At 69.4% G+C, this 26,367-nt stretch carries 21 protein-coding genes; 9 read left to right on the forward strand and 12 right to left on the reverse strand.

What is annotated here, in order from left to right; translation table 11 throughout:
* Positions 1-22 precede the first annotated feature (22 nt).
* From ABD378_RS16350 to ABD378_RS16380, 7 genes are all read right to left on the reverse strand, one after another.
* Positions 23-1,582, reverse strand: coding sequence for an APC family permease (locus ABD378_RS16350; RefSeq protein ID WP_344521635.1), 1,560 nt, complete (start codon positions 1,580-1,582; stop codon positions 23-25).
* 266 nt (positions 1,583-1,848) lie between these two features.
* Positions 1,849-3,297: an aldehyde dehydrogenase family protein gene (locus tag ABD378_RS16355; RefSeq protein ID WP_344521658.1), complete on the reverse strand. Its 1,449-nt coding sequence runs from the start codon at positions 3,295-3,297 to the stop codon at positions 1,849-1,851.
* Between the two features lie 71 nt (positions 3,298-3,368).
* Positions 3,369-5,108, reverse strand: a complete 1,740-nt coding sequence (locus ABD378_RS16360; RefSeq protein ID WP_344521636.1) for an N-acyl-D-amino-acid deacylase family protein — start codon at positions 5,106-5,108, stop codon at positions 3,369-3,371.
* Between the two features lie 137 nt (positions 5,109-5,245).
* On the reverse strand, positions 5,246-6,373 hold the full coding sequence (locus ABD378_RS16365; RefSeq protein ID WP_344521637.1) for an LLM class flavin-dependent oxidoreductase: 1,128 nt from the start codon (positions 6,371-6,373) through the stop codon (positions 5,246-5,248).
* A 112-nt stretch (positions 6,374-6,485) separates the two neighbouring features.
* Complete coding sequence (locus ABD378_RS16370; protein ID WP_344521638.1) at positions 6,486-7,271, reverse strand: SDR family NAD(P)-dependent oxidoreductase; 786 nt, start codon at positions 7,269-7,271, stop codon at positions 6,486-6,488.
* A 22-nt stretch (positions 7,272-7,293) separates the two neighbouring features.
* Positions 7,294-8,253: an LLM class F420-dependent oxidoreductase gene (locus ABD378_RS16375; RefSeq protein WP_344521639.1), complete on the reverse strand. Its 960-nt coding sequence runs from the start codon at positions 8,251-8,253 to the stop codon at positions 7,294-7,296.
* Between the two features lie 192 nt (positions 8,254-8,445).
* Positions 8,446-9,672 (reverse strand): amidohydrolase family protein, encoded by a 1,227-nt coding sequence (locus ABD378_RS16380; protein ID WP_344521659.1) that lies wholly within the window; start codon positions 9,670-9,672, stop codon positions 8,446-8,448.
* Positions 9,673-9,979: 307 nt separating this feature from the next.
* On the opposite strand from ABD378_RS16380, the gene afsR reads away from it, so the two are divergent.
* From afsR to ABD378_RS16400, 4 genes are all read left to right on the forward strand, one after another.
* Entirely contained in the window at positions 9,980-12,949 is a 2,970-nt protein-coding gene (gene afsR, locus ABD378_RS16385; protein ID WP_344521640.1) for an SARP-family global regulator AfsR, read from the forward strand.
* 204 nt (positions 12,950-13,153) lie between these two features.
* Complete coding sequence (locus ABD378_RS16390; RefSeq protein WP_344521641.1) at positions 13,154-13,336, forward strand: sigma-like protein; 183 nt, start codon at positions 13,154-13,156, stop codon at positions 13,334-13,336.
* 191 nt (positions 13,337-13,527) lie between these two features.
* Positions 13,528-13,719 (forward strand): hypothetical protein, encoded by a 192-nt coding sequence (locus ABD378_RS16395; RefSeq protein ID WP_344521642.1) that lies wholly within the window; start codon positions 13,528-13,530, stop codon positions 13,717-13,719.
* A 236-nt stretch (positions 13,720-13,955) separates the two neighbouring features.
* Positions 13,956-14,576, forward strand: a complete 621-nt coding sequence (locus ABD378_RS16400) for a DJ-1/PfpI family protein (protein ID WP_344521643.1) — start codon at positions 13,956-13,958, stop codon at positions 14,574-14,576.
* A gap of 60 nt (positions 14,577-14,636) precedes the next feature.
* On the opposite strand, the gene ABD378_RS16405 is transcribed toward ABD378_RS16400, so the two are convergent.
* The 3 genes from ABD378_RS16405 to ABD378_RS16415 form a co-directional block, all read right to left on the reverse strand.
* A complete protein-coding gene (locus ABD378_RS16405) occupies positions 14,637-15,614 on the reverse strand; it encodes an alpha/beta fold hydrolase (RefSeq protein WP_344521644.1) in 978 nt (325 codons plus the stop codon).
* A gap of 120 nt (positions 15,615-15,734) precedes the next feature.
* Complete coding sequence (gene dnaE / locus ABD378_RS16410; protein WP_386544739.1) at positions 15,735-19,274, reverse strand: DNA polymerase III subunit alpha; 3,540 nt, start codon at positions 19,272-19,274, stop codon at positions 15,735-15,737.
* A gap of 8 nt (positions 19,275-19,282) precedes the next feature.
* Entirely contained in the window at positions 19,283-19,918 is a 636-nt protein-coding gene (locus ABD378_RS16415; protein ID WP_344521646.1) for a TetR/AcrR family transcriptional regulator, read from the reverse strand.
* Positions 19,919-19,938: 20 nt separating this feature from the next.
* Between ABD378_RS16415 and ABD378_RS16420 the strand changes: the two genes are divergently transcribed.
* Together ABD378_RS16420 and ABD378_RS16425 are read left to right on the forward strand one after the other, a co-directional pair.
* On the forward strand, positions 19,939-20,247 hold the full coding sequence (locus tag ABD378_RS16420) for a hypothetical protein (RefSeq protein WP_344521647.1): 309 nt from the start codon (positions 19,939-19,941) through the stop codon (positions 20,245-20,247).
* A 153-nt stretch (positions 20,248-20,400) separates the two neighbouring features.
* Entirely contained in the window at positions 20,401-20,775 is a 375-nt protein-coding gene (locus ABD378_RS16425) for a VOC family protein (protein WP_344521648.1), read from the forward strand.
* 7 nt (positions 20,776-20,782) lie between these two features.
* Here ABD378_RS16425 and ABD378_RS16430 read toward each other — a convergent pair whose 3' ends face one another.
* Positions 20,783-22,387: a FadD3 family acyl-CoA ligase gene (locus ABD378_RS16430; protein WP_344521649.1), complete on the reverse strand. Its 1,605-nt coding sequence runs from the start codon at positions 22,385-22,387 to the stop codon at positions 20,783-20,785.
* A 126-nt stretch (positions 22,388-22,513) separates the two neighbouring features.
* Here ABD378_RS16430 and ABD378_RS16435 point away from each other — a divergent pair, with 126 nt between their 5' ends.
* From ABD378_RS16435 to ABD378_RS16445, 3 genes are read left to right on the forward strand one after another with little or no spacing between them, the layout of a single operon-like run.
* Complete coding sequence (locus tag ABD378_RS16435; protein WP_344521650.1) at positions 22,514-23,665, forward strand: lipid-transfer protein; 1,152 nt, start codon at positions 22,514-22,516, stop codon at positions 23,663-23,665.
* A 58-nt stretch (positions 23,666-23,723) separates the two neighbouring features.
* Positions 23,724-24,185: a Zn-ribbon domain-containing OB-fold protein gene (locus tag ABD378_RS16440; protein ID WP_344521651.1), complete on the forward strand. Its 462-nt coding sequence runs from the start codon at positions 23,724-23,726 to the stop codon at positions 24,183-24,185.
* Positions 24,182-24,952, forward strand: a complete 771-nt coding sequence (locus tag ABD378_RS16445; RefSeq protein WP_344521652.1) for an enoyl-CoA hydratase/isomerase family protein — start codon at positions 24,182-24,184, stop codon at positions 24,950-24,952. The genes ABD378_RS16440 and ABD378_RS16445 overlap by 4 nt, the downstream gene beginning before the upstream one ends.
* A gap of 222 nt (positions 24,953-25,174) precedes the next feature.
* Here the strand turns inward: ABD378_RS16445 and ABD378_RS16450 are convergent.
* Positions 25,175-26,367, reverse strand: a 1,193-nt coding sequence (locus ABD378_RS16450; RefSeq protein ID WP_344521653.1) for an outer membrane protein assembly factor BamB family protein, incomplete at its 5' end; no start/stop codon positions are given.

Genomic DNA, 26,367 nt, shown 5'->3' on the forward strand with positions numbered 1-26,367 from the left:
GGCGGTCAGGCGGGGCCAGAGTTCAGTCCGCGACGACCAGCGCGGGCGTGTCCCGCTTCAGGACCTCGCCCCGGAAGAACGCCGGGCTCTTGCGGCCCATCACCAGCATGATCACCACGCCGAGCAGCAGCAGGCCCACGCCGATCACGAAGACCGAGCCGACGCCGAAGACGGAGGAGCCGCTGCCGTAGGCGGGGTTCCACATGTCGATCAGGGTCTTGGTGAAGACGCCCGTCAGGAGGATGCCGCCGAGGATCGGGAGCAGGCCCTTGAAGACGAAGTCCCGGGTGGACGTGAACAGCTCGCGGCGGAAGTACCAGGCGCAGGCGAAGGCCGTCAGCGCGTAGTAGAAGCAGATCATGAGGCCGAGTGCGTAGATCGTGTCGACCAGGACGTGCTCGGAGACCAGTGTCATGACCGTGTAGAAGACGGCGGTCGCGACGCCCGCCGTGACCGTCGCGCGGCCCGGCGTCTTGAAGCGCGGGTGGACGCGTGCGAACGACGGCGGGAGCGCCTCGTACGCGGACATGGCCAGGACCGTGCGGGCCACCGGGATGAACGTCGTCTGCAGGCTCGCGGCCGCCGACGCGAGGACGGCGACGAAGAGCAGGATGCCGAGGGTCGGGCCCATCACGGGGCCCGCCAGGACGGCGAAGACGTTGTCGGAGGTGTCGGGGTTGGCCAGGCCGAGGCCCTTGGTGCCCGCGCCCACCACCATCTGCGCGGCGATGGCCGTCGCGAGGTAGGAGCCGACGAGCACGACCATCGCGATGAGCGCGGCGCGGCCGGGCGTCTTGTCGCTGCCGGTCGTCTCCTCGTTGGCCGCCAGGCAGGCGTCCCAGCCCCAGTAGATGAAGATCGCGAGCGAGAGACCCGCGGTGAAGGAGGAGAACGACTTCACCGCGAACGGGTTCAGCCACGACCAGGAGAAGTCCTGCGAGAGCGGGAATTCCGCACTGCCCGCCTTCTGGAACGCCATCACCACGAAGACCGCGAGCACGACGAGCTGCAGCCCCACCAGGGCGTACTGCACGCCCTTCGTAGCCGTCATTCCCCGATAGCTGATGGCCGTCGCGGCGGCGATCAGGGCGAGGCAGGTGAGGATGTGGACGGCCTTGTTGTCGTCCAGGGCCGCTATCGAGTCGTTGCTCGTGATCTCGCCTGCCAGGAGCCAGAAGTACGAGGTCGCCACGCCTGCCAGGTTCGACAGGACGATGATCGTGGCGATGACCAGGCCCCAGCCGCACATCCAGCCGATCCGCGGGCCGAAGGCCTTGACGGTCCAGGTGAACGAGGTGCCGCAGTCCGGCATGGCCTTGTTGAGCTCACGGTAGGCGAAGGCCACCAGGAGCATCGGCAGGAAGCCCGCGAGGAAGACCGCGGGCATGGCCAGGCCGACCTCGCCGGCCGTGGAGCCGAGGGTCGACGTCAGGCAGTAGACGGGGGCGACGGTGGAGATGCCGATGACGGCGCTGCCCATGAGGCCGACGGAGTTCCCGCCCAGGCCTTTGGCGCGTACGCCCCCGTCGGGGGCGCCGTTTACCGTGTCTCCGGCCTGGGGCCGTACGTCCAACTGGGTCATGAACAGGACGTTAAGGGCTGCGGTTTCCACATACGGAGGATTGGCATCCGGATCGAGGAGCTTGCAATCGATGGATGAATCAGGGCAGACGCCATTGATTGCTTGATCCCTCAACCGAAACGGTTGCTCATTGCCAGGCAAAAGCCAGACCGTCCGGTATGCGGGAACCGCAGCACTGTCCGTTTTGCCCTAGTTCAAAATTTTCCCGAGTGTCTTTCCGCGTTCCACATAACGGACATCACCCCGGCCGCTTCACCCCCGCCACATCACCCCGGCCACACGATCGACTGCAGCTCGCTGTACGCGTGCAGCGCGTACGAACCCACGTCCCGGCCCACCCCGCTCTTCTTGAACCCTCCGAACGGCGCCTCCATGTTCCGGCCGATCGTGTTCACGCCGACCCCGCCCGCCCGCAGCCGCCGAGCGACCCGGAAGGCGCGGGCCACGTCGCCCGACCAGACGTAGTCGAGGAGGCCGTAGTCGCTGTCGTTGGCGAGAGCGATGCCCTCCTCCTCGTCCTCGAAGGGGACCACCACGACCACGGGGCCGAAGATCTCCTCCCGGACCACCCGCATGTCGTTCGTGCAGTCCGCGAGCAGCGTCGGGGCGACGTAGAAGCCGCGGTCCAGGCCGGGGCCCGCCGGGCGCTCGCCGCCCGCGACGACCCGCGCGCCCTCCTTCCGCCCGAGCTCCACGTACGACTCGATGCGGTCCCGGTGCGCCGCCGAGATCACCGGACCGACGATCGTCCCCTTCTCCCGCGGGTCCCCGACCTTCATGAAGCCGATGTAGCCCTTCAGCTTCTCGATCAGTTCGTCATAGATGGCGCGGTGCGCGATCACCCTCGTCGGGGCCGTGCAGATCTGGCCGCTGTAGAAGGCGTACGTAGTCCCGATCCCCGCCACCGCCGAGTCCAGGTCCGCGTCATCGAGGACGAGCGCCGCGCCCTTGCCGCCCAGCTCCATCAGCTGGCGTTTCATGTCGCGGCCGCACACCTCGGCGATCCGCTGCCCCACCGACGTCGAGCCGGTGAAGCTCACCATGTCGACGTCCCGGGAGTCGACGGCCGCCTCGCCCACCTCGGGGCGGGCCCCGCTCACCACATTCACCACGCCCGGCGGCGCCCCGGCCTCCTCAAGGGCCGCCGCCATCCGGTACACGGACAGCGGGTCCTGCGGCGCGGGCTTGACCACGACCGTGTTCCCCATGGCCAGGGCGGGCGCCACCTTGCCCGCCGGGTTGGCCCACGGGTTGTTGTACGAGGTGATGCAGGTGACGACGCCCACCGGCTGGCGGACGGTGAGCGCCCCCACGACGCCCGCCTTCCCCATCGGGCCCGCCTCGTTGATCTGCGGCGGAAGGGCCGCCTCGACCGGTTCCAGGGCGCCCTTCGCGTACCGCCTGAAGCGCGCCACCGACACCGCGACCTGCATGCCCCGTGCCGTGCCGGTCGTCGCGCCGCTCTCGGCCTGGGCGAGTTCCGCGTACGCGGCGAAGTCCCGCTGCATGATCGACGCGGCGCGGTCCAGGACCGTGGCCCGCTCCTCGGGCGTCGTGCGCGACCAGGAGTCGAAGGCCTCGCGGGCCGCCCCCGCCGCCGCGTGCACCTGCTCGCGGCTCGCCTCGGGGGCCAGGCCCACGACTCCCTCCGTCGCCGGGTTGATCACCTCGTAGTGGCCGCCGTCGGGCTCGACCCACTCGCCGCCGATGAACAGCCGCTGGTCCTGGGGGGTTTGGCCAGGGGTTTGGCCGCGGGTTTGGCCACCCCCTTGCGCGAGTCGGTCGCTCACTTGGTGCTCACCGTCCTGGTGTCCCGGCCCGAGCGGAGCACCGTGCCGGGCGTCGCACCCGTCACCCGGTCCTCGCGGATCGCCTCGACCCCGTTGACCCAGACGGCATTGATGCCGATTGCCTTCGAGTCCAGGCGCGGGCTTTCGCCGGGCAGGTCGTGCACCAGCGTGGCCTTGCCCGCGTCGATGCGCTCCGGGTCGAAGAGGACGAGGTCGGCGTGGAAGCCCTCCTCGATACGGCCCCTCTCCCGCAGCCCGAAGAGCTGCGCGGGATCGTCGGTCAGCATCTTCACCGCATCCTCCAGGCCGACCAGCTTGCGGCCCCGCAGGCAGTCCCCGATGAACCGGGTCGTGTAGGGCGCGCCGCACATCCGGTCCAGGTGCGCGCCCGCGTCGGAGCCGCCCAGCATGACGTCCTCGTGCTGCCAGGTCTCCTGACGCAGGGCCCACGAGTCGGGGTCGTTGTCGGACGGCATGGGCCAAAGCACCGTACGCAGTTCGTCGTTGGCGCAGATCTCGACGAGGCACTGGAAGGCCTCCTGGCCGCGCTCGGCGGCGATGTCGCCGACGACTCGCCCCGTGAGCCCTTCGTTCTCCTTGGAGTACGTGTCCCCGATGACGTACCGGTCGAAGTGCGCGAGCCGCCGGAAGACCCCGGCCTCCTTGCTGTCGGCGCGCCGCAGCATCTCGCCCCTGACGTCCGGGTCGCGCAGCTTGGCGATGCGCTCGGGGACGGGCAGGCCGAGCACGTCCCCCCATCCCGGGATCAGGTTCAGCGCGCAGAAGGTGCCGAGCGACATGTTCATGGGGGTGAGGATCGGCATCGTGAGGGCCACGATCCGGCCACCCGCCTTGCGGGCGCGCTCACTTGGGATGAGCTGGCGCGGGACGCGCTCGGGCACGGCGGCGTCGATGGTGAGGACGTTCCAGTTGAGGGGCCGTCCTGCGGCGGCGCTCATCTCGACGAACAGATCGATCTCGTCGTCGCTGAACTGATCCAGACAGCCCGCGACGATGGCCTCGAGCTGCGTCCCCTCGTGCTCGGCGACGGCCCGGCTGAGCGCGAGCAGCTCGTCGGGCTTGGCGTGCCGCGAGGCAACCGGCTGCCCGTCGCCGTCCGAGTGCGTGGACGACTGCGTGGTGGAGAGCCCCCAGGCGCCGGCGTCCATGGCGTCGTGGAAGAGCCGCAGCATCTCCTCCAGCTGCTCGGGGGACGGCTGTCCGCCCACGGCGTCCGCGCCCATGACGTACCGCCGCAGTGCGCAATGCCCCACCATGAAGCCCGCGTTGACGGCGACGCGCCCGTCCAGGGCGTCCAGATACTCGCCGAACGAACTCCACGACCATGGCGCACCCTCTTCGAGCGCGACCAGCGACATGCCCTCGACCTTGGACATCATCCGCCGCGTGTAGTCGGCGTCCTCGGGCCGTGCGGGGTTCAACGGGGCGAGCGTGAAGCCGCAGTTGCCGCCCGCGACGGTGGTGACGCCGTGGTTCAGGGAGGGGGTCGCGTAGGGGTCCCAGAAGAGCTGGGCGTCGTAGTGCGTGTGCGGATCGACGAATCCGGGGGCGAGGACGCGTCCCTGGGCGTCTTCGCTGGTGGCGGCGGACTCGGTGACGGTGCCGGGTTCGGCGACGACGGCGATGCGCCCGTCCCGTATGCCTACGTCGGCGGTGTACGCGGGGGCGCCGGTCCCGTCGACTACGGTCGCGCCCTTGATGAGGTGGTCGAGCATGGCGGGAGTGGTCCCCCTTCGGAGAACGGGTGGGTGGGTGGGATGAGCCCGTCCGGCGTTTGAGGACACGCCCGAAGGGCGAAGAGGGTGCCCCGGCCTCCGTCCGGGAAGGGAAGGCCGGGGCAGCTAACGGGGGTTCAGGAAGACCCCGCCTGACGGAAGCGCGACGTCCGGTGAACGGGATCCGTGTCGATCTTCGGGATCACATGCTCACCGATCAGCTTGATCGTGTTCTTCGTGTCCTCGGGCGAGATCCCGATCGGAAGCCCGAAGCTGAGCTGATCGGCCCCCGCCTGCTCCCACCGCTTGCACTGCGTGAGCACCTCGTCCGGGTCGCCGCAGATCATCAGCTCCTCGGCGATGAGCAGCTCGATGATCTCCTCGCTGTACTCGGGGAGCAGCTCGGGCCACTCGGGAATGCCCTCGGGCCGCGGGAAGGTGTCGTGGTAGCGGAAGAGCAGCGACTGCAGATAGTTGAGCCCGCCGCCGACGGCGATCTCGACGGCCTTCTTGTGCGTCTCCGCGCAGATCGCCGTCGAGGTCACCATGACGTTGTCGTTGACGAAGTCACCGACCGGCTCGGCGTCCTTCACGGCCGTCTTGTACGACTCGAGGACCCACTCCATGTCGGAGACCTTCTGCACGCTGAAGCCCAGTACCCCGAGCCCCTTCTTTCCTGCCATCGCGTACGAGGGCGGGGACCCGGCGGCGTACCACATGGCCGGGTGCGACTTCCCGTACGGCTTGGGCAGGATCTTGCGGGGCGGCAGCGACCAGTGTTTGCCCTGGAAGCCGACGTACTCGTCCTGGAGCCACATCTTGGGGAACTCGGCGATGGTCTCTTCCCAGAGTTCCTTGGTGTGGTTCATGTCGGTGATGCCCGGCATGAACCCCAATATCTCGTGCGACCCGGCGCCGCGCCCGGTCCCGAACTCGAAGCGTCCTTCGGAGAGATGGTCGAGCATGGCGACCTTCTCGGCGACCTTGACCGGGTGGTTCACCGGGGCGAGCGGGTTGAAGATTCCGGAGCCCAGGTGGATGCGGTCGGTCGCGTGGGCGAGATAGCCGAGGAAGACGTCGTTGGCGGAGAGGTGTGAGTACTCCTCCAGGAAGTGGTGCTCGGAGGCCCAGGCGTACTTGAAGCCGGACTTGTCCGCCTGGATGACGTACTCGGTCTCCTCGATGAGCGCCTTGTGCTCGGCTTCGGGGTCGACCTTGGCCCGCTTGGCGGGCACGTATCCCTGTACAAAGAGACCGAATTCCAAGGAGGTTCACCATCCTCGTGAGTTTCTGACGAACCGTCAGATTGTGATGCGTCGACTGTTCCACCGGCCGCGATGGCCGTCAATACCTGAGAGCACGCTTACTGACGTTGCGTCAGACGATGCTGACCCCGGCCAGCCACCCCCCGTCGATGACGAACGGCTGCCCGGTGATGTACGCCGAGTCGTCCCCGGTCAGGAAGAGGGCGAGGGCCGCCACCTCCTCCGGCTTCCCGATGCGCCCGAGCGGCACGAGCTTCTTGTAGAGCTCGGCGACGGCCTCCCGCGCCTCGGCGGGATCGGCGGTCGGGTCGAGCTGCGCGGGGTTGGTCATCGGGGTGTCGACGGCCCCCGGACAGACCGCGTTGACGCGGATGTTCTTGGCGGCGAGCTCCATCGCGGCGACGCGGGTGAGCCCGAGGATGGCGTGCTTGGTCGCGGCATACGCGCCGACGTACGCCATCCCCGTCATCGCGGTGTACGAGGCGGTGTTCACGATCGTCCCGCCGCCGGCGGCCTCGATCTCGGGCGCGACGGTGCGGATGCCGAGGAAGCAGCCGATCTGGTTGACCTGGATGACCTGCTGAAACTCTTCGAGCGGGGTGCTGACGAGTTCGTTGAAGCGCAGGATCCCGGCGTTGTTGACCAGGCCGTCTATCTTCCCGAAGGCGTCCTTGGCGGCGACCACGGCGGCTTGCCAGTCGTCCTCCCGGCCGACGTCGAGGTGCACGTACTTGGCCACGTCACCGCCGAGTTCCTTGGCGAGGGCCTCACCCTGGTCGTCGAGCACGTCACCGATGACGACCCGCGCCCCCTCGGCGGCGAAGAGCCGCGCCTCCTGCTCACCCTGCCCGCGTGCCGCGCCGGTGACGATGACGACGCGGCCGTCCAGCTTGCCCATACGAGTCTCCTCAGTCGAGCTCTCAGTTGAGGTGCGGAGCCACTTCGGCGGCAAACGCCGCCATCTGGTCGGTGAGTTCGGTGCGGCCGCGGCTGCGGAACCGCACCTGGATCTGCTGCACCCCCATCGCCCCGTACGCCCGCAGCGAATCGGCGAGCGCGTCCGGCTTCCCGCTGAGCGTGCGCCGCCCCACGGACCAGCCGGGCTCCCCCACGTACAGGGGCTCGGCGATGGCCCCCACGACGATCGACTCCGCCACCCCCGCTTCCTCGCGGAGCCGCTTGAGCCTGGCGATCTGCGCGGGAAGCTTGTCGCGCGGGTCGCCCTGCGGCAGCCACCCGTCGCCGCGGACGGCGGCCCTGCGCACGGCGGCGGGCGATGAGCCGCCCACCCAGATGGGCACGCGTTCCTGCGCGGGGCGCGGCTGCTGGCCGAGGTCGCTGAAGTCGTAGCGCTCGCCGTGGTGTTCGGGGTACTCCTCGGGACCGAGGGCGGCCTTGAGCGCGTCGACGGTCTCGTCGAGCACGGGCCCGCGCCGCTCGAAGTCGGCCCCGACGGCGTCGAACTCCTCCTGTACGTGCCCGGCCCCGACCCCGAGGATCAGCCGCCCGCCGCTGAGCCGGTCCAGCGTGGCGTACTGCTTGGCGCTGACGAGCGGATGCCGGAGGCCGACGACGGCGACATGGCTCATCAGCCGTACGTTCTCGGTGATCCCGGCGAGGAAGGAGAGGGTGGCCACCGGGTCGTACCAGACGGTGCTCATGGTGTCGGCGAGCCGCCGCGGAATGGCCACGTGGTCACAGCTCGCGATGTACGCGAAGCCGCCCCGGTCGGCGGCGCGGGCGATCTCGGCGAGGTCGTCGGCGGTGGCGCCCGCCTCCCACGCCTCCGCGTACATGACGCTCTGCGACTGGATCGGGAGCTGCATCCCGTAGACCAGTCGCCCCTGCGGGAAGATGTGCGCCAGCGCGTTGGCAGCCATGGGAACCCGACCCCTCACCTAGATCTGACGGTCTGTCATATACGGCGACGGGACTCATCGTCGTAGCTGACGGGTCGTCAGGCAAGGGGTCGGGGGCGGGTATCCCGTCGGGCATCAGGCTCCGGGACCGACGGGGCCGACACTCAAGCCCCGGGGCCGACGGGGCCGCCCCTCAAGCCCCGGGACCGACGCTCAAACTCCGGGCCCCGCCCACAGCCCTTCACCCGTGAGCCCGAGCAGCTCGATGGCGTTGCCCCGCACGATCCGGTCGACCACGTCCGGCGCGAGGTGCCCCATCTGCGACTCCCCCACCTCCCTGGACTTGGGCCAGGTGGAGTCGGAGTGCGGATAGTCGGTCTCGTACAGGACGTTCCCGACGCCGATCGAGTCGAGGTTCTTCAGCCCGAAGGCATCATCGAAGAAGCACCCGTAAACGTGCTCGGTGAAGAGCTCGGACGGCGGCCGGTGCACCTTGTCGGCGACCCCGCCCCACCCGCGGTTCTCCTCCCACACGACATCCGCGCGCTCCAGGATGTAGGGGATCCACCCGATCTGGCCCTCGGCGTACATGATCTTCAGGTTCGGGAAGCGCTCGAACTTGCCGCTCATCAGCCAGTCGACCATCGAGAAGCAGCAGTTGGCGAAGGTGATGGTGGATCCGACGGCGGGCGGCGCGTCGGCGGAGGTCGACGGCATCTTGCTGCTGGACCCGATGTGCATGGCGATGACGGTGCCGGTCTCGTCGCAGGCCCGCAGGAAGGGGTCCCACTCGTCCGTGTGGATGGAGGGCAGGCCCAGGTGGGGCGGTATCTCGGAGAAGGCGACGGCGCGCACGCCGCGGGCGGCGTTGCGGCGGACCTCGGCGGCGGCGAGCTCGGCGTCCCAGAGCGGAATGAGGGTGAGTGGGATGAGCCGCCCCTGCGCCTCAGGCCCGCACCACTCGTCCACCATCCAGTCGTTGTACGCCCGCACACCGAGCAGCCCCAGCTCGCGGTCCTTGGCCTCGGTGAACGTCTGCCCGCAGAAGCGCGGGAAGGTGGGGAAACAGAGGGCGGACTGGACGTGGTTGACGTCCATGTCGGCGAGCCGGTCCGGCACGCTGAACGATCCCGGCCGCATCTGCTCGTACGTGATGACCTCGAGCTTGATCTCGTCCCTGTCGTACCCGACGGCGGTGTCGAGGCGGGTGAGCGGCCGGTGCAGGTCTTCGTAGATCCACCAGTCACCGATGGGCCCTTCGTCCCCCTTCGCCCCCATCACGGGCGCGAACTTCCCTCCCATAAAGGTCATTTCCTTCAAGGGCGCCCGGACGACGCGCGGCCCGCTGTCGCGGTACCGGGCAGGGAGCCGGTCCTGCCAGACATGGGCGGGTTCAACGGTGTGGTCGTCCACCGAGATGATCCTCGGGAACGTCGGCAAGGTCTCAGTGGTCTCCATGTGCTCCACGGTAGCGCTGATCTGACGACCCGTCAGCTCTTCGTCAGCTATCCATCCGCCGTCCATCGGTGATCCATACGAGGACCCTTACCGGTCGCCTGGTGCGTGGACCCTGTGAGAGCCGTCTCGCACGGCTGACGTATCCGCCATGAACAAGGCAAACTGGCGGGGAGCAAGAACCTGGCAAAGAACTGAACCAGGTGAAACACGGCAATCGTGGGTAGGGCAGACCCGCGGCGCACGACCAGGCACGGTGACGACCGGGCACGGCAGGGCAGCAGGGGGAGCGATGGACGGTCTACCGCGAGTACCGGACCAGCGGCGTCCGGCCCCGGGGAACGCCCCCGAGGAACTGAGACCGCTGAGTCCGCTGAGTCCGCACTTCAGCGTGCTCGGCCCCGTACGCGCATGGCACGGCGCCGAGCAGCTGTCCATGGGCTCTCCGCAGCAGCGCGCCCTGCTGGCGGCGCTCCTGTTGCGCGACGGCCGCACGGCCACGGCACACGAGCTGATCGACGCCCTCTGGGGCGACGAACCGCCCTCGCAGGCGCTGGCCGCGGTCCGTACGTACGCGTCGCGCCTGCGCAAGGTGCTCCCCGCCGGGGTCCTGGTCAGCGAGTCGGGCGGCTACGCGGTCACGGTGGCCGACGGCGCGCTCGACCTGGCGCTCGCGGAGGACCTGTGGGCGGAGGCGGAGAAGGCGCGAGGGGTGTCCGACCTCTGCCAGGCCCGCTCCCTGGTCAACAAGGCGCTGAGCCTCTGGGACGGCGAACCTCTGGCGAACGTCCCCGGTCCGTACGCGGAAACGGAGCGCACGCGCCTGGAGGAGTGGCGCCTCCAGCTCCTGGAGTCCCGCCTGGACATGGACCTGGAGGTCGGCTGCCACGCGGAGGCGGTCTCGGAACTGACGGCGTTGACGGCCGCGCATCCCCTGCGGGAGAGGTTGCGCGAACTGCTGATGCTGGCGCTGTACCGCAGCGGGCGCCAGGCGGAGGCGCTCGCGGTCTACGCCGACACGCGCCGCCTGCTGGCCGACGAGCTGGGCGTGGACCCGCGCCCGGGCCTGAAGGAACTCCAACAGCGGATCCTCCAGGCGGACCCGGCACTGGCGGAGCCCTCGGCGGCGGCGCCGGAACCGGCGGCGGCGGTGGTGCGCCCGGCGCAACTCCCGGCAACGGTCCCGGACTTCACGGGCAGGGCCTCATTCGTCTCCGAACTGAGCGAGATCCTCTCGGCGGCGGAGGGCCGGGTGATGGCGGTCTCGGCCCTTGCGGGCATCGGGGGCGTGGGCAAGACGACCCTGGCCGTCCACGTGGCGCACGTGGCACGCAGCCACTTCCCTGACGGGCAGCTGTACGTGGACCTGCAGGGCGCGGGTTCCAGGGCGGCGGAACCGGAGACGGTCCTCGGCGCGTTCCTTCGAGCCCTGGGAACCGCCGACTCGGCGATCCCGGACTCCCTGGAGGAGCGGGCGGCGCTGTACCGGTCGGTGCTTGACGGGCGCCGGGTCCTGGTGGTCCTGGACAACGCTCGGGACGCGGCGCAGGTACGCCCCCTGCTCCCCGGCATGGAGGGCTGCGCGGCTCTGGTGACGAGCCGGATCCGGATGGTGGACCTGGCCGGGGCCCACCTGGTGGACCTGGACGTGATGTCTCCGGAGGAGGCCCTGCTCCTCTTCACGCGGATAGTGGGCGAGGAGCGGGTCCAGTCGGAGCGGAAGGCCGCGCTTGACGTGGTGGCGGCGTGCGGCTTCCTGCCTCTCGCCATCCGCATCGCGGCGTCCCGCCTCGCGGCCCGCCGCACGTGGACGGTCTCGACGCTGGCCGCCAAGCTGGCGGACGAGCGGCGGCGCCTGGACGAGCTCCAGGCGGGGGACCTCGCGGTCAAGGCGACGTTCGAGCTGGGCTACGGCCAGCTGGAGCCGGCGCAGGCACGGGCGTTCCGCCTGCTGGGCCTCGCGGACGGCCCGGACCTTTCCCTCGCAGCGGCCGCCGCGGTCCTCGACCTGCCGACCGAGGAGACCGAGGACCTGCTGGAATCCCTGGTGGACACGTCCCTGGTGGAGTCCGCGGCCCCCGGCCGCTACCGCTACCACGACCTGGTCCGGCTCTACGCGCGTGCGTGCGCGGAGCGGGACGAGTCGCCGCCCAGTGAGCGGGGGGCGGCTATGTCGCGGTTGCTGGACTTTTACTTGGCCTCGGCGGCTCGGGTGTATGCGATAGAGCGGCCCGGGGATCGGACGGTGGACCACCTCGAAGTGACCGGGCATGTGGGTCAGGACTTCAGCGACGACGCGAAGGCTCTGGATTGGCTGCACTCGGAGGCGGCCTGCATCCTGGCCTGCGTGCAGCAGTCACTGGGGCCGAGTACGTTGCGGCGTGCTGTCGATCTGCTGCTGGCCTCCAAGGACTTGGCGGAGTCGGGGGCGAGTGCGCTCCGCTACGAGCTGGCAACGTCCGCTGCGCGGGATGCCGCGGCGGCGGTCGGGGACGCCTATGCGGAGGGGCGGGCTCGGGTCACGCTGGCGCAGGTCCTGAGCAAGGTGGGGCACTTCGACAAGGCGTCGGCGGAGCTGGAGCGGGCCTCGGAGCTTGGCGACATCTCCGAGGATCCCTGGACCTGCGGAAACGCCCCCAACGAGCGGGGCATCACCGCCTACTGCGTCAACCAGCATGCTGTCAGCGAGACTTACTTCGTGAAGGCGATCGAGGAGTTCCGCGCCGACTCCAACCGAGCCGGTGAGGCAAGCGCCCTCTGCAATCTCTCCCGCGCTCTCGACGCGATGGGGCGCACGTCCAAGGCAATCGAACTCGCCCAGCAAGGGATAGCGATATACGACGACCTTGGTCTGACGTTCCGTCTCGCCAACGCGAAGAGTGCCCTTGGGATTGCCCTCGGCCATGCCGATCGTCACGCAGAAGCACTCGACCAGCTCACTGACGCCCTCCAGGTGTTCGTGGAGAACCGGCAACGTTTGTGGGAGGGCACGACTCATTTCCGCATAGCTCAGGTTCACCTGTCGGCCTGCAAATCCGCCCAGGCGGCGCAACATGCCGAGCAGGCGCTCAGCACCGGCTGTGTCGGCGGTGATTGGATGCGTGCCAACGTTCTGACGCTCCTGGGCAAGTCCCTCCACAGCATCGGGCAGGTCGACCGCGCTCGGGCCTGCTGGCGCGAGGCCTTGGCCATTCACGAAAGCTCTGGTGCTCCGGAGGCGGACGAAGTACGCGGGCTCATCTCCCCGATCCCCACCGCCTGACCGGCTCCTCCGAGGCGTTCATCGAACGTTTATGGGCTGCTGCCACTCTCTAGGCATCGATCCGTCGCGTCGGGGGGCAGACGGGTCGCGTGGGCCCCACCGCTAGAGTGATCGGCCCTGAAGCGCCCGTTCGGCGACCCTCGGGGGAGTTGCCGAACGGGCGCTTCGCCTCAGCGCACCGCCCAACCCAAAGGAGTTCTCACTATGAGCGACGCCAAGAAGGACCAAGACGTAACGACCATGGGCGACGGTCACGTACCTGCCCCGCCGAAGGACGCCAAGGTCACCACGCTGGGCGACGGCCACGTACCCGCCCCGCCGAAGGACGGCACGGCCACCACGCAGGGCGACGGCCACGTACCCGCCCCGCCGGCGAAGGACGCCTAAAGACTTACATCCTGACGGGGGGTCGGCCGCGGTGGCGCGGAGGGGAAGCCACCGCGGCCGACGCATGTCCAAGGGCGTACGTCGGGAACGCGTCATCCTGTGGCCGGTTCCGGGCAGAGGGCTCGAACACTTGACCCATCTGCCACTAGCGTCACTTGACGTTAGAAGCCTGCCACTCATAAGGAGTTGGAATGACCCGCGCCAAGAAGATCCTCGTCACCTTCGCAATTGCGGCTGCCGCCGCGGGTGGCGCGTCCGCCCCGGCATTCGCGGGCGACCACCACTCCCCGGTCAGCCCGCAGGGCGACCACCACTCCCCGGTTAGCCCGCAGGGCGAGGGCCACACCCCGGTCAGCCCCCTCGGCGAGGGCCACACCCCCTGATCAGCGAAGCCAGGAAGTCGCCGTCCAGTCGGCGATGAAGGGAGCGGGGCCGAGCGATTGCTCGGCCCCGCTCCCTTTACGTCGGCCGGACGCTCCCCTGGATCCGGTGGATCCGGGCTGCCGTCAGGCATCCCCCATGGCAGCAAAGGAGGGCTACTCGTCGTTGTGGCCTTCCCACCGCAGCTGAAGACTGGGGTCACGGCTCCGCACGGCTCCGCACCCGGGAAAGGGACCCCATGCAGATCGCGATCCTGCTCTACGACAAGTTCACCGTCCTCGACGCGATAGGCCCCTTCCAGACCCTCGCCGGCCTTCCCGGCGCCGAAGTCGTCTTCGTCGCCGAGAACGCGGGCCCCGTGCTCGACGACACCCGCGCCCTCTCCCTCGTCGCCACGAAGTCCCTCGCCGAGGTGAGCAGCCCGGACATCGTCGTCGTACCGGGAAGCCCGGAGCCCGACCTCGAGAACGAGACGGTGCTGAACTGGCTTTGCGGCGTCGACGCCACCACCACCTGGACGACCTCCGTCTGCACCGGCTCGCTCATCCTCGCCGCCGCGGGCCTCCTCAAGGGCCGCCGGGCCACGTCCCATTGGCTGGCGCTGGAGCAGATCAAGCAGTTCGGGGTCGACTCGACCGGGGAGCGCGTCGTCTTCGACGGGAAGTACGTCACCGGCGCCGGTGTCTCCGCCGGTATCGACATGGGCCTCACCCTCGCCGGGAAGATCGCGGGCGACGAGCACGCGCAGACCGTACAACTGCTCATCGAGTACGACCCCCAGCCGCCGTACGACGCGGGCTCCCCCGACAAGGCCCCCACCGCGCTCGTGGAAAAGTTCCGGGCGCAGGCCGTCTCCTAGCAGACCGTGTCCCACAAGGCTCCCGCAGAGGGCTCGCCCCCGGCGCCCCCTGTGGATAACTCAGTGGAACGCCCGAAGCCACTCCACCAGGAGCCGGTTCACCTCGAAGGCCCGTTCCTGCTGCACCCAGTGCCCGCACCCGTCCAGGATGTGCGAGGAACCCAGGCCGGGCAGGGTCTCCGGGTACGCCTTGATCGCGTCGGCAAGCCATGTCGTCGACGGGTCCTGGTCGCCGCCGATGAACAGTGACGGCTGGGTGATGGGGGCTCCGTCCCAGGGCGCCAGGTCCTCCCAGTCGCGGTCGACGTTGCGGTAGCGGTTGAGCGCTCCGGTCAGGCCCGTGCGCTCGAACTCGGCCGCGTAGACGTCGAGATCGGCCTCCGTCAGCCAGGAGGGCAAGGGCCCTGTCGGCGGGAAACGGTCCGACATCCGCCCGTCCCGGGGCACGAAGTGGAGGCTCGGGGCGTCCGGCTGCGGCATCGTGTCCGCCGACAGGCCCGCGTAGAAGCCCGCGAGCCAGCCCCGCACATCCGGTTCGATCTCCGCCTCCGCCCTCCCCGGCTCCTGGAAGTAGCTGACGTAGAACTCCTCGTCAGCGCCGCCGATCATGGCGAACGCGTCCGTGGGGCGGGGGCCGCCCCGGGGTGCGTACGGGACGCTCAGCAAGCCCACCGCCGTGAAGACGTCCGGCCTCAGCAGTGCCGAGTTGGCCGCGATGGGCGAGCCCCAGTCGTGGCCCACGATCGTCGCCGTCTCCGCACCCAGGGCGCGTACGACTCCGACGTTGTCGGCCACGTGCGCCAGCATCCGGTACGCGTCCACCTCGCGCGGCTTCGACGAGCGGCCGTAGCCGCGTACGTCGATCGCCACCGCGCGGAAGCCCGCCTCGGCAAGCACCGGGAGCTGGTGGCGCCACGAGTACCAGGACTCGGGGAAGCCGTGGACGAGGAGGACCAGGGGGCCGGTCCCTTGCTCCACGAGGTGGATCCGACCGCCAGGGACGTCCACCAGTCGGTGGTGCTGGGTGGGGTGCGGCATGTTTCCTCCCGGATCAGGATCGATACGTACGGAACAGGTACGTACGTCATGATCCTGGCCCCTGCCCCCACCGTCCGCGAGGAACTTTGCCGAGTCGGCAAATGGCCCTCGGTAAATGGTTCAGCCCCGCGCCACCACCACCGCCGCCTTGAGGTCCGCCCACAGCTCGGGGCGGACCGCGACCCTGAACCCGAGGCGGTACACCGTCGTCCGCTCCCTCCCCCGCACCCGCAGCCGCACCTCCGTGGGGCCCGGGTGCGAGCGGAGGATCTCCTTCAGCTGGGCGACCGCGCGCGGGGTCACCTGGGGCTCGTGCATGTCGAGGACGACTGGCGCGTCTGCCGCCGCGTGCGTGAGGTCCGGGACCGAGAGTTCCATTCCCACCAGGCGCGGGACGTCCTCCCGCTTGTCGAGGCGGCCCTTCACGAACACCACGGTGTCCTCCACCAGTTGGGTGGACAGGAGCTGGTACGTCGCCGGGAAGAACAGGCACTCCAGCGATCCCGCCAGATCCTCCACCGTGGCGACCGCCCACGCGTTGCCCTGCTTCGTCACCTTCCGCTGAAGGCCGGAGATGATGCCCCCGATCGTCACCACCGCGCCGTCCGCGTGCTCGCCCCCGGTGAGGCTCGCGATTGCCGCGTCGGCCTTGGCGGACAGGACGTGCTCGATGCCGAACAGGGGGTGGTCGGAGACGTACAGGCCGAGCATCTCCCGCTCCTGGGCGAGGAGATGGCTCTTCTCCCACTCCTCGGAGGGGAAATCGACGTCGAGCCCCAGTGTCGGCTCCGCAGCCCCGCCCCCGTCACCGCCGCCGTCACCGAAGAGGTCGAACTGGCCCTCCGCCTCCTTCCGCTTCACCTGTACGACGTTGTCGATCAGGGGTTCGTAGCAGGCCGTCAGGCCTTTGCGCGTATGGCCCATCTCGTCGAACGCCCCCGCCTTGATGAGGGATTCGGTCGTCCGCTTGTTGCAGGCGGTCGCGTCCACCTTCTCCAGGTAGTCCGGGAAGGACTCGTACTTCCCTTTCTGCTCGCGGCACTTGACGATCGAATCGACCACGTTCGCGCCGACGTTCCGTACCGCCGTCAGGCCGAAGAGAATGACGTCGTCGCCCTGCGCGGCGAAGTTCGCCACCGACGCGTTCACATTCGGCGGCAGGACCCTGATCCCCATCCGGCGGCACTCGTTCAGATAGACCGCCGACTTGTCCTTGTCGTCACGGACGGAGGTCAGCACGGCGGCCATGTACTCGGCCGGGTAGTTCGCCTTCAGGTACGCCGTCCAGTACGAGACCAGTGCGTAGGCAGCCGCATGCGCCTTGTTGAACGCGTAGCCCGCGAACGGGACCAGGACGTCCCAGACGGCCTGGATCGCCTCATCGCTGTATCCGCGCTCCCGGCAGCCGTCACGGAACGGGATGAACTCCTTGTCCAGGACCTCTTTCTTTTTCTTGCCCATGGCCCTGCGCAGCAGGTCCGCCTGGCCAAGCGTGTAGCCCGCGAGCACCTGGGCCGCCTTCTGCACCTGCTCCTGGTAGACGACCAGGCCGTACGTCAGGCCGAGCACTTCCCGCAGGGGCTCCTCCACCTCCGGGTGAATGGGGGTGATCTCCTGCTGGGCGTTCTTCCGCAGCGCGTAATTCGTGTGCGTATTCATGCCCATCGGGCCCGGCCGGTACAGCGCCGTGACCGCCGTGATGTCCTCGAACTCGTCCGGCTTCATCAGCCGCATCAGCGAGCGCATCGGGCCGCCGTCGAACTGGAACACCCCCAACGTGTCGCCGCGTCCGAAGAGCTCGAAGGTGCGGGAATCCGCCAGGGGAATGGAGAGCAGGTCGAGGTCCACGCCCTTGTTCGCCGCCACCATTTTGACCGCGTCGTCCATGATGGTCAGGTTGCGCAGGCCCAGGAAGTCCATTTTCAGCAGGCCGAGCGACTCGCACTGGGGGTAGTCCCACTGCGTGATCGTCACGCCGTCCGTGTGTCGTACCCATACCGGCACGTGGTCGGTGATCGGCTCACTGGACATGATGACGCCGGCCGCGTGCACGCCCATCTGCCTGACCAGGCCCTCCACACCCTTCGCGGTGTCGATGACCTTCCGTACGTCGGGTTCGTTCTCGTACATTCCACGGATCTCGCCAGCCTCGCCATGGCGGGGATGAGAGGGGTCCGTGATGCCCGCGAGTTCAATTCCCTTTCCGCCCGCGTCCGGTGGCATCGCCTTGGTGAGGCGGTCGCCCATCGCGTACGGATATCCGAGGACCCGCGCGGAGTCCTTGATGGCGTTCTTCGCCTTGATCTTTCCGTATGTGCCGATCATGGCGACCTTGTCGGCGCCGTACTTCTCCGTCACATAGCGGATGACTTCCACGCGCCTGCGCTCGTCGAAGTCGATGTCGACGTCCGGCATCGACACGCGTTCGGGGTTGAGGAACCGCTCGAAGATGAGGCCGTGCTCGATGGGGTCCAGGTCCGTGATGCTCATCGCGTACGAGACGAGTGAACCGGCCGCCGAACCGCGTCCCGGGCCCACCGCGATGCCGTTGTTCTTGGCCCACATGATGAAGTCGGCGACCACCAGGAAATACCCGGGGAACCCCATCTGGATGATGATGTCCATCTCGTACTCCGCCTGCCGCGCATACGCGTCCCCCACCCCCTCGGGGAACCGCCGCCGCATTCCCGTGGCCACCTCCTCCCGGAACCAGCTGACCTCCGAATAGCCCTCCGGCACGGCGAATTTGGGCATGAGGTCGCGCTTCTCGAACATCCCGGTGGTGTCGATCTGCTCGGCCACCAGAAGCGTGTTGCGGCACCCCTCCTGCCAGGCGTCCGATGAGTCGATGGCGTACATCTCGTCCGTGGACTTCAGGTGGTATCCCGTGCCGTCGAAACGGAAACGGTCGGGATCGGAGAGGTTCTTGCCGGTCTGGATGCAGAGCAGGGCGTCGTGCGCGGCGGATTCATGGGCGTAGGTGTAGTGGGAGTCGTTCGTGACGAGTGGAGGAATTCCCAGCTCCTTGCCGATCTCCAACAGGCCGTCCCTGACCCGGCGTTCGATGTCGATGCCGAGGTCCATCAGTTCCAGGAAATAGCGGTCCTTGCCGAAGATGTCCTGGTACTCGCCCGCCGCCTTGCGGGCCTCGTCGAACTGGCCGAGGCGCAGGCGGGTCTGGAGTTCGCCCGAAGGGCAGCCGGTGGAGGCGATGAGCCCCTCCGACCACCGGGAGATCGTCTCCTTGTCCATGCGGGGCCACTTCTGCAGCCAGCCCTCGGCATACGCGTCCGAGGAGAGCCGGAAGAGGTTGTGCAGGCCCGTGCTGTTCGACGCCCAGATCGTCTTGTGGGTGTAACCACCCGAGCCGGACACGTCGTCACGCTTCTGGTGCGGCTGGCCCCACTTGACCTTCCGCTTGTTCCGGCGGGACTCCGGGGCGACGTACGCCTCGATGCCGATGATCGGCGTGACGCCCGCGCCCTTGGCCTGGTGGAAGAAGTCGTACGCGCCGTGCAGATTGCCGTGGTCCGTCATCGCGATGTGCGACATGCCCATCTCGGCGCAGGCCTTGAACATGTCGCCGAGGCGGGCGGCGCCGTCGAGGAGCGAGTACTGGGTGTGGACGTGCAGGTGGGTGAAGGGCTTCGGCACTTCCACTCCCCCGGTCAGTCGGCGGTCGGGGCGGGCTCGGTTTCCCCTCCGGACTCCGCTTCCCCTTCGGACTCCGCTTCCTCTTCGAGCCGTCGGGCGATGACGCGCAGGCCGGCCGCCACGTCGTGGGCCGACGGCGCGTGGTCCGGGTCGATGAGCCACTGCTGGGTCAGGCCCGCGACCAGGGCCATGTGTACGGAGCCGACCGCGCGGGCCGTGTCCGGGTCGGCGGAGGCGTCGATGCCGTGCAGGTGGGCGGCCATCTCGGGGCGCGCGCGCTCGTACGCGGCCGCGATCTGCTCGCGGATCTCGGGGGCGCGCTCGGCCTGGGCGAAGGCCTCGGTGCTCGCGACCAGCATGGGCCGGTCCGTGGCCTGCGAGCCGATGATGCGGGCCCACATCCGCTCCAGGGGCTCGGGCGCGCCGCCCTCCGCGTCCGACGGCCGGTCCATGATCGCCGTGCCCCACTCCATGAGGGTCTCCAGGAGGGCGGCATTGAGCAGGGCCTCCTTGGAGCCGTAGTGGTAGTTGATCGTCCCCACGGGCGCGTTGTTCGCGGCGGCCGCGATGTCCCGGGAGGTCGTACGGGCGTATCCCCGCTCCTGAAGGCATCGCTTGGCGCCGGTCATCAGCTGTTCTCGGTGTCCCATGGATCCACCGTACAACAGTCTTGAACATCCGTTCAGAACGCTGGTTCAGAACATGCGTTCAGGAGGTTCGCTTACTCTCCTGTACGCCTGCGCCGGACGAGGCCGTCGCGCTGGCGGCGCAGACCGGATCCCTCGGGCCGATCACGCAGTTCCTGGAAGCCTGGGCGGTCACCATCGAGATCGCCCGCATGCCCGCCTCCGCCGCTCGGTTGCGCGCAGCCGAATACACCGCGCAGGCCACCGATCGGGACGAGCCGGCGTGGCGTGCCGCCATGGACGAGATCCGGGAGCTCCACATCGCGGCCGGGAAGGCCCTGGCCGATGGATAGTTGGCGTTGGGAGTATGACCCGGACGAGACCTGACCATCGCCCGGCACGAGTGCGTGTACATCCTCCAGGTCAGCGGCTGGCCGACGTGACCCCGGCTGCGGGCGCCGGAAACTCGGTGGACAGCCCCGCACCCCTCACGGATAGTGCCGCGCATGACCTCACTTGTGCGCCACCTCACATTCGACTGTTCCGACGCCTACCGTCAGGGCACCTTCTGGGCCGAGATACTCGGCGGGAAGGTCTCCGACGAGGACGTCCCCGGTGACCCGGAAGCCCTCGTCGAGGCCGATGGCATCACCGTGCTCTTCGTGACCGTGCCCGAGGGCAAGACCATGAAGAACCGCCTGCACGTCGACCTGCAGCCGCAGGACCGCACCCGCGACGAGGAGGTCGAGCGGCTCGTAGCGCTTGGCGCCAAGGTCGTGGGCGACCACCGCATGCCCGACGGGCGAGGCTGGGTCACGCTCACCGACCTGGAGGGCAACGAATTCTGCGTCGAGCGCAGTGCCGCCGAGCGAGCTGCCTGAGGGGCAACTAGCGCTTGCCGCCCCGCAGTTCGCGTTTGAGGACCTTGCCGCTCGCGTTCCTCGGCAGCTCCGTCACGAACTCGATCTCCCTGGGGACCTTGTAGTTCGCCATCTCGCGGCGTGACCACGCGATCAGGTCGTCGGAGGTGAGGACCGCCCCGGGCCGCCGCACCACGTACGCCTTCCCCACCTCGCCGAGCCGCGGATCCGGGACGCCGATCACCGCCACGTCCGCGACCTGCGGGTGCACGCCGATGAGCTGCTCTATCTCCGCGGGGTAGGCGTTGAATCCGCCGACGATGAACATGTCCTTGATGCGGTCCGTGATGCGGAGGTTGCCCGCCTCGTCGAGGACCCCGACGTCGCCCGTCCGCAGCCAGCCGTCCGGCGTGACCGCCTTCTTCGTCTCCGCCGGGTCCTCGAAGTAGCCCTGCATGACGTTGTGTCCGCGTACGAGGACCTCTCCCGGATGGCCCGGTGAGAGCTTCTCGCCGCCGGGGCTCACCACCCGCACCTCCGTGTCCGGGATGGCTCGGCCCGAGGTGGATGCGATGACCCGCGCTGCGTCTCCCTGGCGGCACATCGTGACGATGCCGCTCGCCTCCGAGAGGCCGTACGCCGTCAGGACCGTGGCGATGTGCAGTTCGGTGCGCAGGCGTTCGACCAGCTGCAGGGGGACCACCGCCGCGCCCGTCACCACCAGGCGCAGGGCCGACAGGTCGTGCTGGTCGCGGGCGGGGTGGTCCAGGAGGGACTGGTGCAGGGTCGGCGGGCCGGGGAGGACCGAGATTCTCTCCGCGGCCACGTTCGCGAGGACGGTGTCCACGTTGAAGACCGGCTGCGGGATCATCGTCGCGCCGCGCATCAGGCAGGCGATGATCCCCGCCTTGTAGCCGAAGGTGTGGAAGAAGGGGTTGACGATCAGGTAGCGGTCGCCTTCGCGGAGGCCCGCGAGTTCACTCCAGACGCCGTAGCAGCGCAGGGTCTGGGCGTGGGTGATGACCGCGCCCTTGGGGCGTCCTGTCGTGCCCGATGTGTAGATGATGTCCGACGGTGCCGCCGCATCGACGCCGTCCGCGCGCTCCCGTACGTCCTGCGCGCTCACCCCGTCGCCACTGGCCACGAAGTCCTTCCAGGTTCGGAAGTCCTCCGGTGCGTCGTCGGAGAGGACGACCACCTGCTCCAGGTGTGGGAGGCCGGGCAGCGGTCCGTCCCCCTTCCCCTCCACCGCCGCGCGGCGCAGCGATGCGACGTACGACGTGCCGAGGAAGGTGCCCGTCACGAAGAGCAGCTTCGCGCGGCTGCGTTGCAGTACGTAGGACGCCTCGGCGCCCTTGAAGCGGGTGTTGAGGGGGACGAGGACCGCGCCCGCCGATACCGCGCCCAGCGCCGAGACGATCCAGTCCAGCGTGTTCGGGGCCCAGACGGCCACTCGGTCACCGGAGTTGACGCCGTTCGCCATGCACGCGGCGGCGGCCCGCTCCACGCGCCGGCCGAGCTCCGCGTACGAGATGCGGGTGCGGCCCTCGACGACCGCCTCCCGGTCTCCGTACCGCTCGGCCGCCGCCCGGACCAGTCCCGGGATGCTGCCCCACTCCAGGTCGCCGCGCATCGCAAGCCCCTCCGCCGCAGTAGCTGACTATCCGTCAGATTAGCTGTAACCTGACGCGCTGTCAGCAGTCGGGACGACGTATGGCGAAGCCCTGGGGCCTCGCCACTCGCGGAGGTGTCGTTGCCCATGGCTTCACTCAAAGACGCTACAGCGATAGTCGGGATCGGGCAGACCGCCTTCGCGAAACAACTGCCCGACGACGAGAAGACGTTGGCCTGCCGGGCGATCGTCGCCGCGCTCGACGACGCGGGCATCGCCCCGTCCGAGGTCGACGCGTTCGCCTCGTACACGATGGAGGAGACGGACGAGGTCGAGGTCGCCAAGGCGATCGGCGCGGGCGACGTGACCTTCTTCAGCAAGGTGGGCTACGGCGGCGGCGGTTCCTGCGCGACCATCGCGCACCTCGCGGCCGCCATCGCCACCGGGCAGGCGAGCGTAGGCATCGCCTGGCGCTCCCGTAAGCGGGGCAGCGGTCCGCGCCCCTGGAAGAACACGGCGGTCCAACTCCCCACTCCCGGCCAGTGGACCCGCCCCTTCGGGCTTCTCCGCCCGGCGGACGAGATCGGGATGCTGGCGCGCCGCTACATGCACGAGTACGGGGCGACCCGCGACCACCTGTTCAATGTCGCCCTCGCGTGCAGGAACCGGGCCAACCAGAATCCGGCCGCGATGATGTACGAACGCCCCCTGACCCGCGAGATGTACATGTCGTCGAGATGGATCAGCGAGCCTCTGTGTCTGTTCGACAACTGCCTTGAGACTGACGGCGCGTTGGCGTGCGTGATCGTGTCGGCCGAGCGTGCACGGGACTGCCGACAGAAGCCCGTGTACGTCCACTCCGTCGCCCAGGGGCTGCCCGCGCAGCACCACGGGATGGTCAACTACTGGAACGACGACCCGCTGACGGGCCCCGCCTGGACGGCGGCCCGCCACCTCTGGAAACAGGCGGACTTCGCCCCCGAGGACGTGGACGTGGCCCAGATCTACGACGCGTTCACGCCCCTGATCCCGCTGTCCCTGGAGGGATACGGCTTCTGCGGCCGTGGCGAGGGCGGCGCGTTCACGGAGGGTGGCGCACTGGAGAGCGGTGGCCGCCTGCCGATCAACACCGGTGGCGGCGGCCTGAGCGAGGCCTACGTCCACGGCTTCAACCTCATCAACGAGGGCGTGAAGCAGTTGCGGGGCACGAGCACGGCTCAAGTCCCCGATGCGGCAACGTGTTTGGTGACGGCGGGCGAGGGCGTACCGACGTCGGCGGTACTGCTGCGGGCCCCGTAGGGGCGCGGGGAACTGCGCGACAAGCCACAACAGACCCGCACCCGAAAGAGGCCGCAACATGGCAGACGCGACGACACCGACCGAGCCCCTACTGCCTCCCACCATCGACAAAGACGGCGCCCCGTTCTGGGAGTACGCAGCCCAGGGCGAACTAAGGATCCAGGCCTGCGCCAACCCCAGCTGTGGGGAGCTGCGGTGTCCGCCCAGGCCCTGCTGCCCCCACTGCCAGTCCTTCGAAGCCGAGTGGCAACGCATGAGCGGACGCGGCCGTATCTGGTCCTACGTCCGCCCACACCCACCCCTGCTCCCCGCGTACGCGGCACAGGCCCCGTACAACGCGATCATCGTCGAGCTGGCCGACGCCCCCCGCATCCGCCTGGTCGGCAACCTCGTCGCCGCTCCGGACGCCCCGCTGAACTCCGTCGACCCCGACCGTCTCCGCATCGGCGCGAAGGTGCAGGTCGCGTTCACCGACGTGGACGGGATCGCGATGCCCCGCTGGCTCCTGGAGCGGCCATGAGCCTGCGTACGGCGTTCGACAAGGACACGGGCGTCGCGGTCGTCACCCTCGACCGCCCCGCCCGCCACAACGCCATCGACCCCGAGACGGCCGGACAACTCGCCGCAGCCTGGCGGGAGTTCCGCTTCGACGACACCGTGCGGGCCATCGTGCTCACCGGCGCCGGGGAGAAGGCGTTCTGCACGGGGATCGACCGCGACACGGACGTGCCGCAGCCCGGCTCCCCCTACTCGATGGACGATCCGCTCCTCTCCATCGGCCCCAAGGCGAATGACCTGTGGAAGCCGGTCATCGCCGCCGTCAACGGCATGGCGTGCGGCGGCGCCTTCTATCTCTTGGGCGAGTCGGAGTTCGTCATCGCCGCCGAGCACGCCACGTTCTTCGACCCGCACACCACGTACGGCATGGTCAGCGCGTACGAGGCGATCCTCATGGCGCAGCGGATGCCGTTCGGCGAGGTCGCCAGGATGTCGCTGATGGGGACGGCCGAGAGGGTCTCCGCGCGGAGGGCGTACGAGACGGGCCTGGTCTCCGAACTGGCGCCCTCGGCCGACCTGTTGGCGGCAGCCACCAGGTCGGCGGAGGTCATCGCGTCCTACCCGACCGAGCCGGTCCAGGGCACGGTACGCGCGCTGTGGTCGGCGAAGGAGGCGACCCGCGCCCAGGCCCTGTCCCAGGCGCCGCATCTCATCGCGCTCGGCAATCTGCCGCCGGAGCGGCAGGCGGGGCTGTTCACGGGGCGTGGTTCCGGCTTCCGTACCAGGTGAGCGGCCCGGTCCGCCGCCTGGCAGGGTTCATGCACTCGGCGTAACGTCACGAGTGGACGGCCGCCGTCCGGAGCCCCTTCCGACGCTGGTACGACGGCCGTCACGATGGGACGCCCGATGCGGGGCAATCGGGTGGGTGGGCGGGAAAGATCCGCCGCGAAGCGGCGGCACAGGCCGGACTCGGCCCGCACCCGAGCATCGCCCAGGCCCGCCCAGGTCCGGCTAGGACCGGGCGGTCCCGGTCCCCCGCTCCGCGTCCAGCGCGTACACACAGCGGTCCTTGCTGCACGCGTACACCACGCCATCCCGCACCACCGGCGCCCCGGTGATCTCGCCGCCCGTGGCCAGCTTCCAGCGCAGGCGGCCGTCGTCCGCCTTCAGCGTGTACAGCAGGTGGTCCGTCGACCCGAAGTGGATCCGCCGGTCGGCGACCACCGGCGTTCCGACGACCTCGCCGCCCGCCTGGAACCGCCACTTCGGCGTGCCCGTCACCGCGTCCAGCGTGTAGAGCCCCTTGCCGCTGCCCACGTGGACGTGGCCGTCGGCGACCAGGACGGGCTCGATCGACGCACGGGACTCCGTGGCGATGCGCCACCGGTCACGGCCGTCCGTGGCGTCGAGGGCGTACACCGTGCCCAGGTAGTCCGCCAGGTACACGCCACCGCCGGTGACCGCGGGTCCCGGCGCGAACGCGGGGGGACACAGGAACGCGGCGGGCGCCTCGAAGTGCCACCGGACGTGGCCGCCCGCCACGTCGATCGCGAGGACACGGGACCCCGCGGACACGTACACGTACCCGTCCTGCGCGGGCGCGAGCCGCACCGGCACTCCGCCGCAGGAGGCCGCGTCGCCGATGGGGTACGACCACCGCTCGTCGCCCGTGCGGGCCTCCAGGGCGCGCAGGCGCGCGTCCTTCCAGACGTAGACCGTGCCGTCGTGGACGACGGGTCCCGCCTCGGGGGTCTCGAAGTCGGTCTGGGCCCCGGTGATCTCCCAGAGCTTCTCGCCGTTCGCGGCCTCCCAGGCCTGTACGCCGCCGCCGCGCGTCCCGGTGACGACGGTGCCGCGGTCGGCCTGCAGGGAGTACACCCAGGCGTCGGTGTTCAGGCGCCACAGGTCGGTGCCGTCGGCGCCGTCGAGGGCGTAGAGCGTGGGGCCGTCCGAGGCGTGGATGCGTCCGTCGGCGACCGCCATGGACCAGGCGACGTCCCGCGTCTTGAAGCTGCGGCGGCCCGTGCCGACGTCCAGGGCGTGGACCTCGAAGGACGTGACGTACACGAGGTTCCCCGCGACGGCGGGCGTCCCCCACACGTCGTTCGACATCCGGAACCGCCACGGCCGCCACGCGGACCCCGCGTCCGGCTCGGCGGTGGACGCGGGCACCACGGGATCGGCGCCGTTCGCGGCGGCCTTGG

Source organism: Streptomyces rectiviolaceus (assembly GCF_039533825.1).
Classification (GTDB): Bacteria; Actinomycetota; Actinomycetes; order Streptomycetales; family Streptomycetaceae; genus Streptomyces; species Streptomyces rectiviolaceus.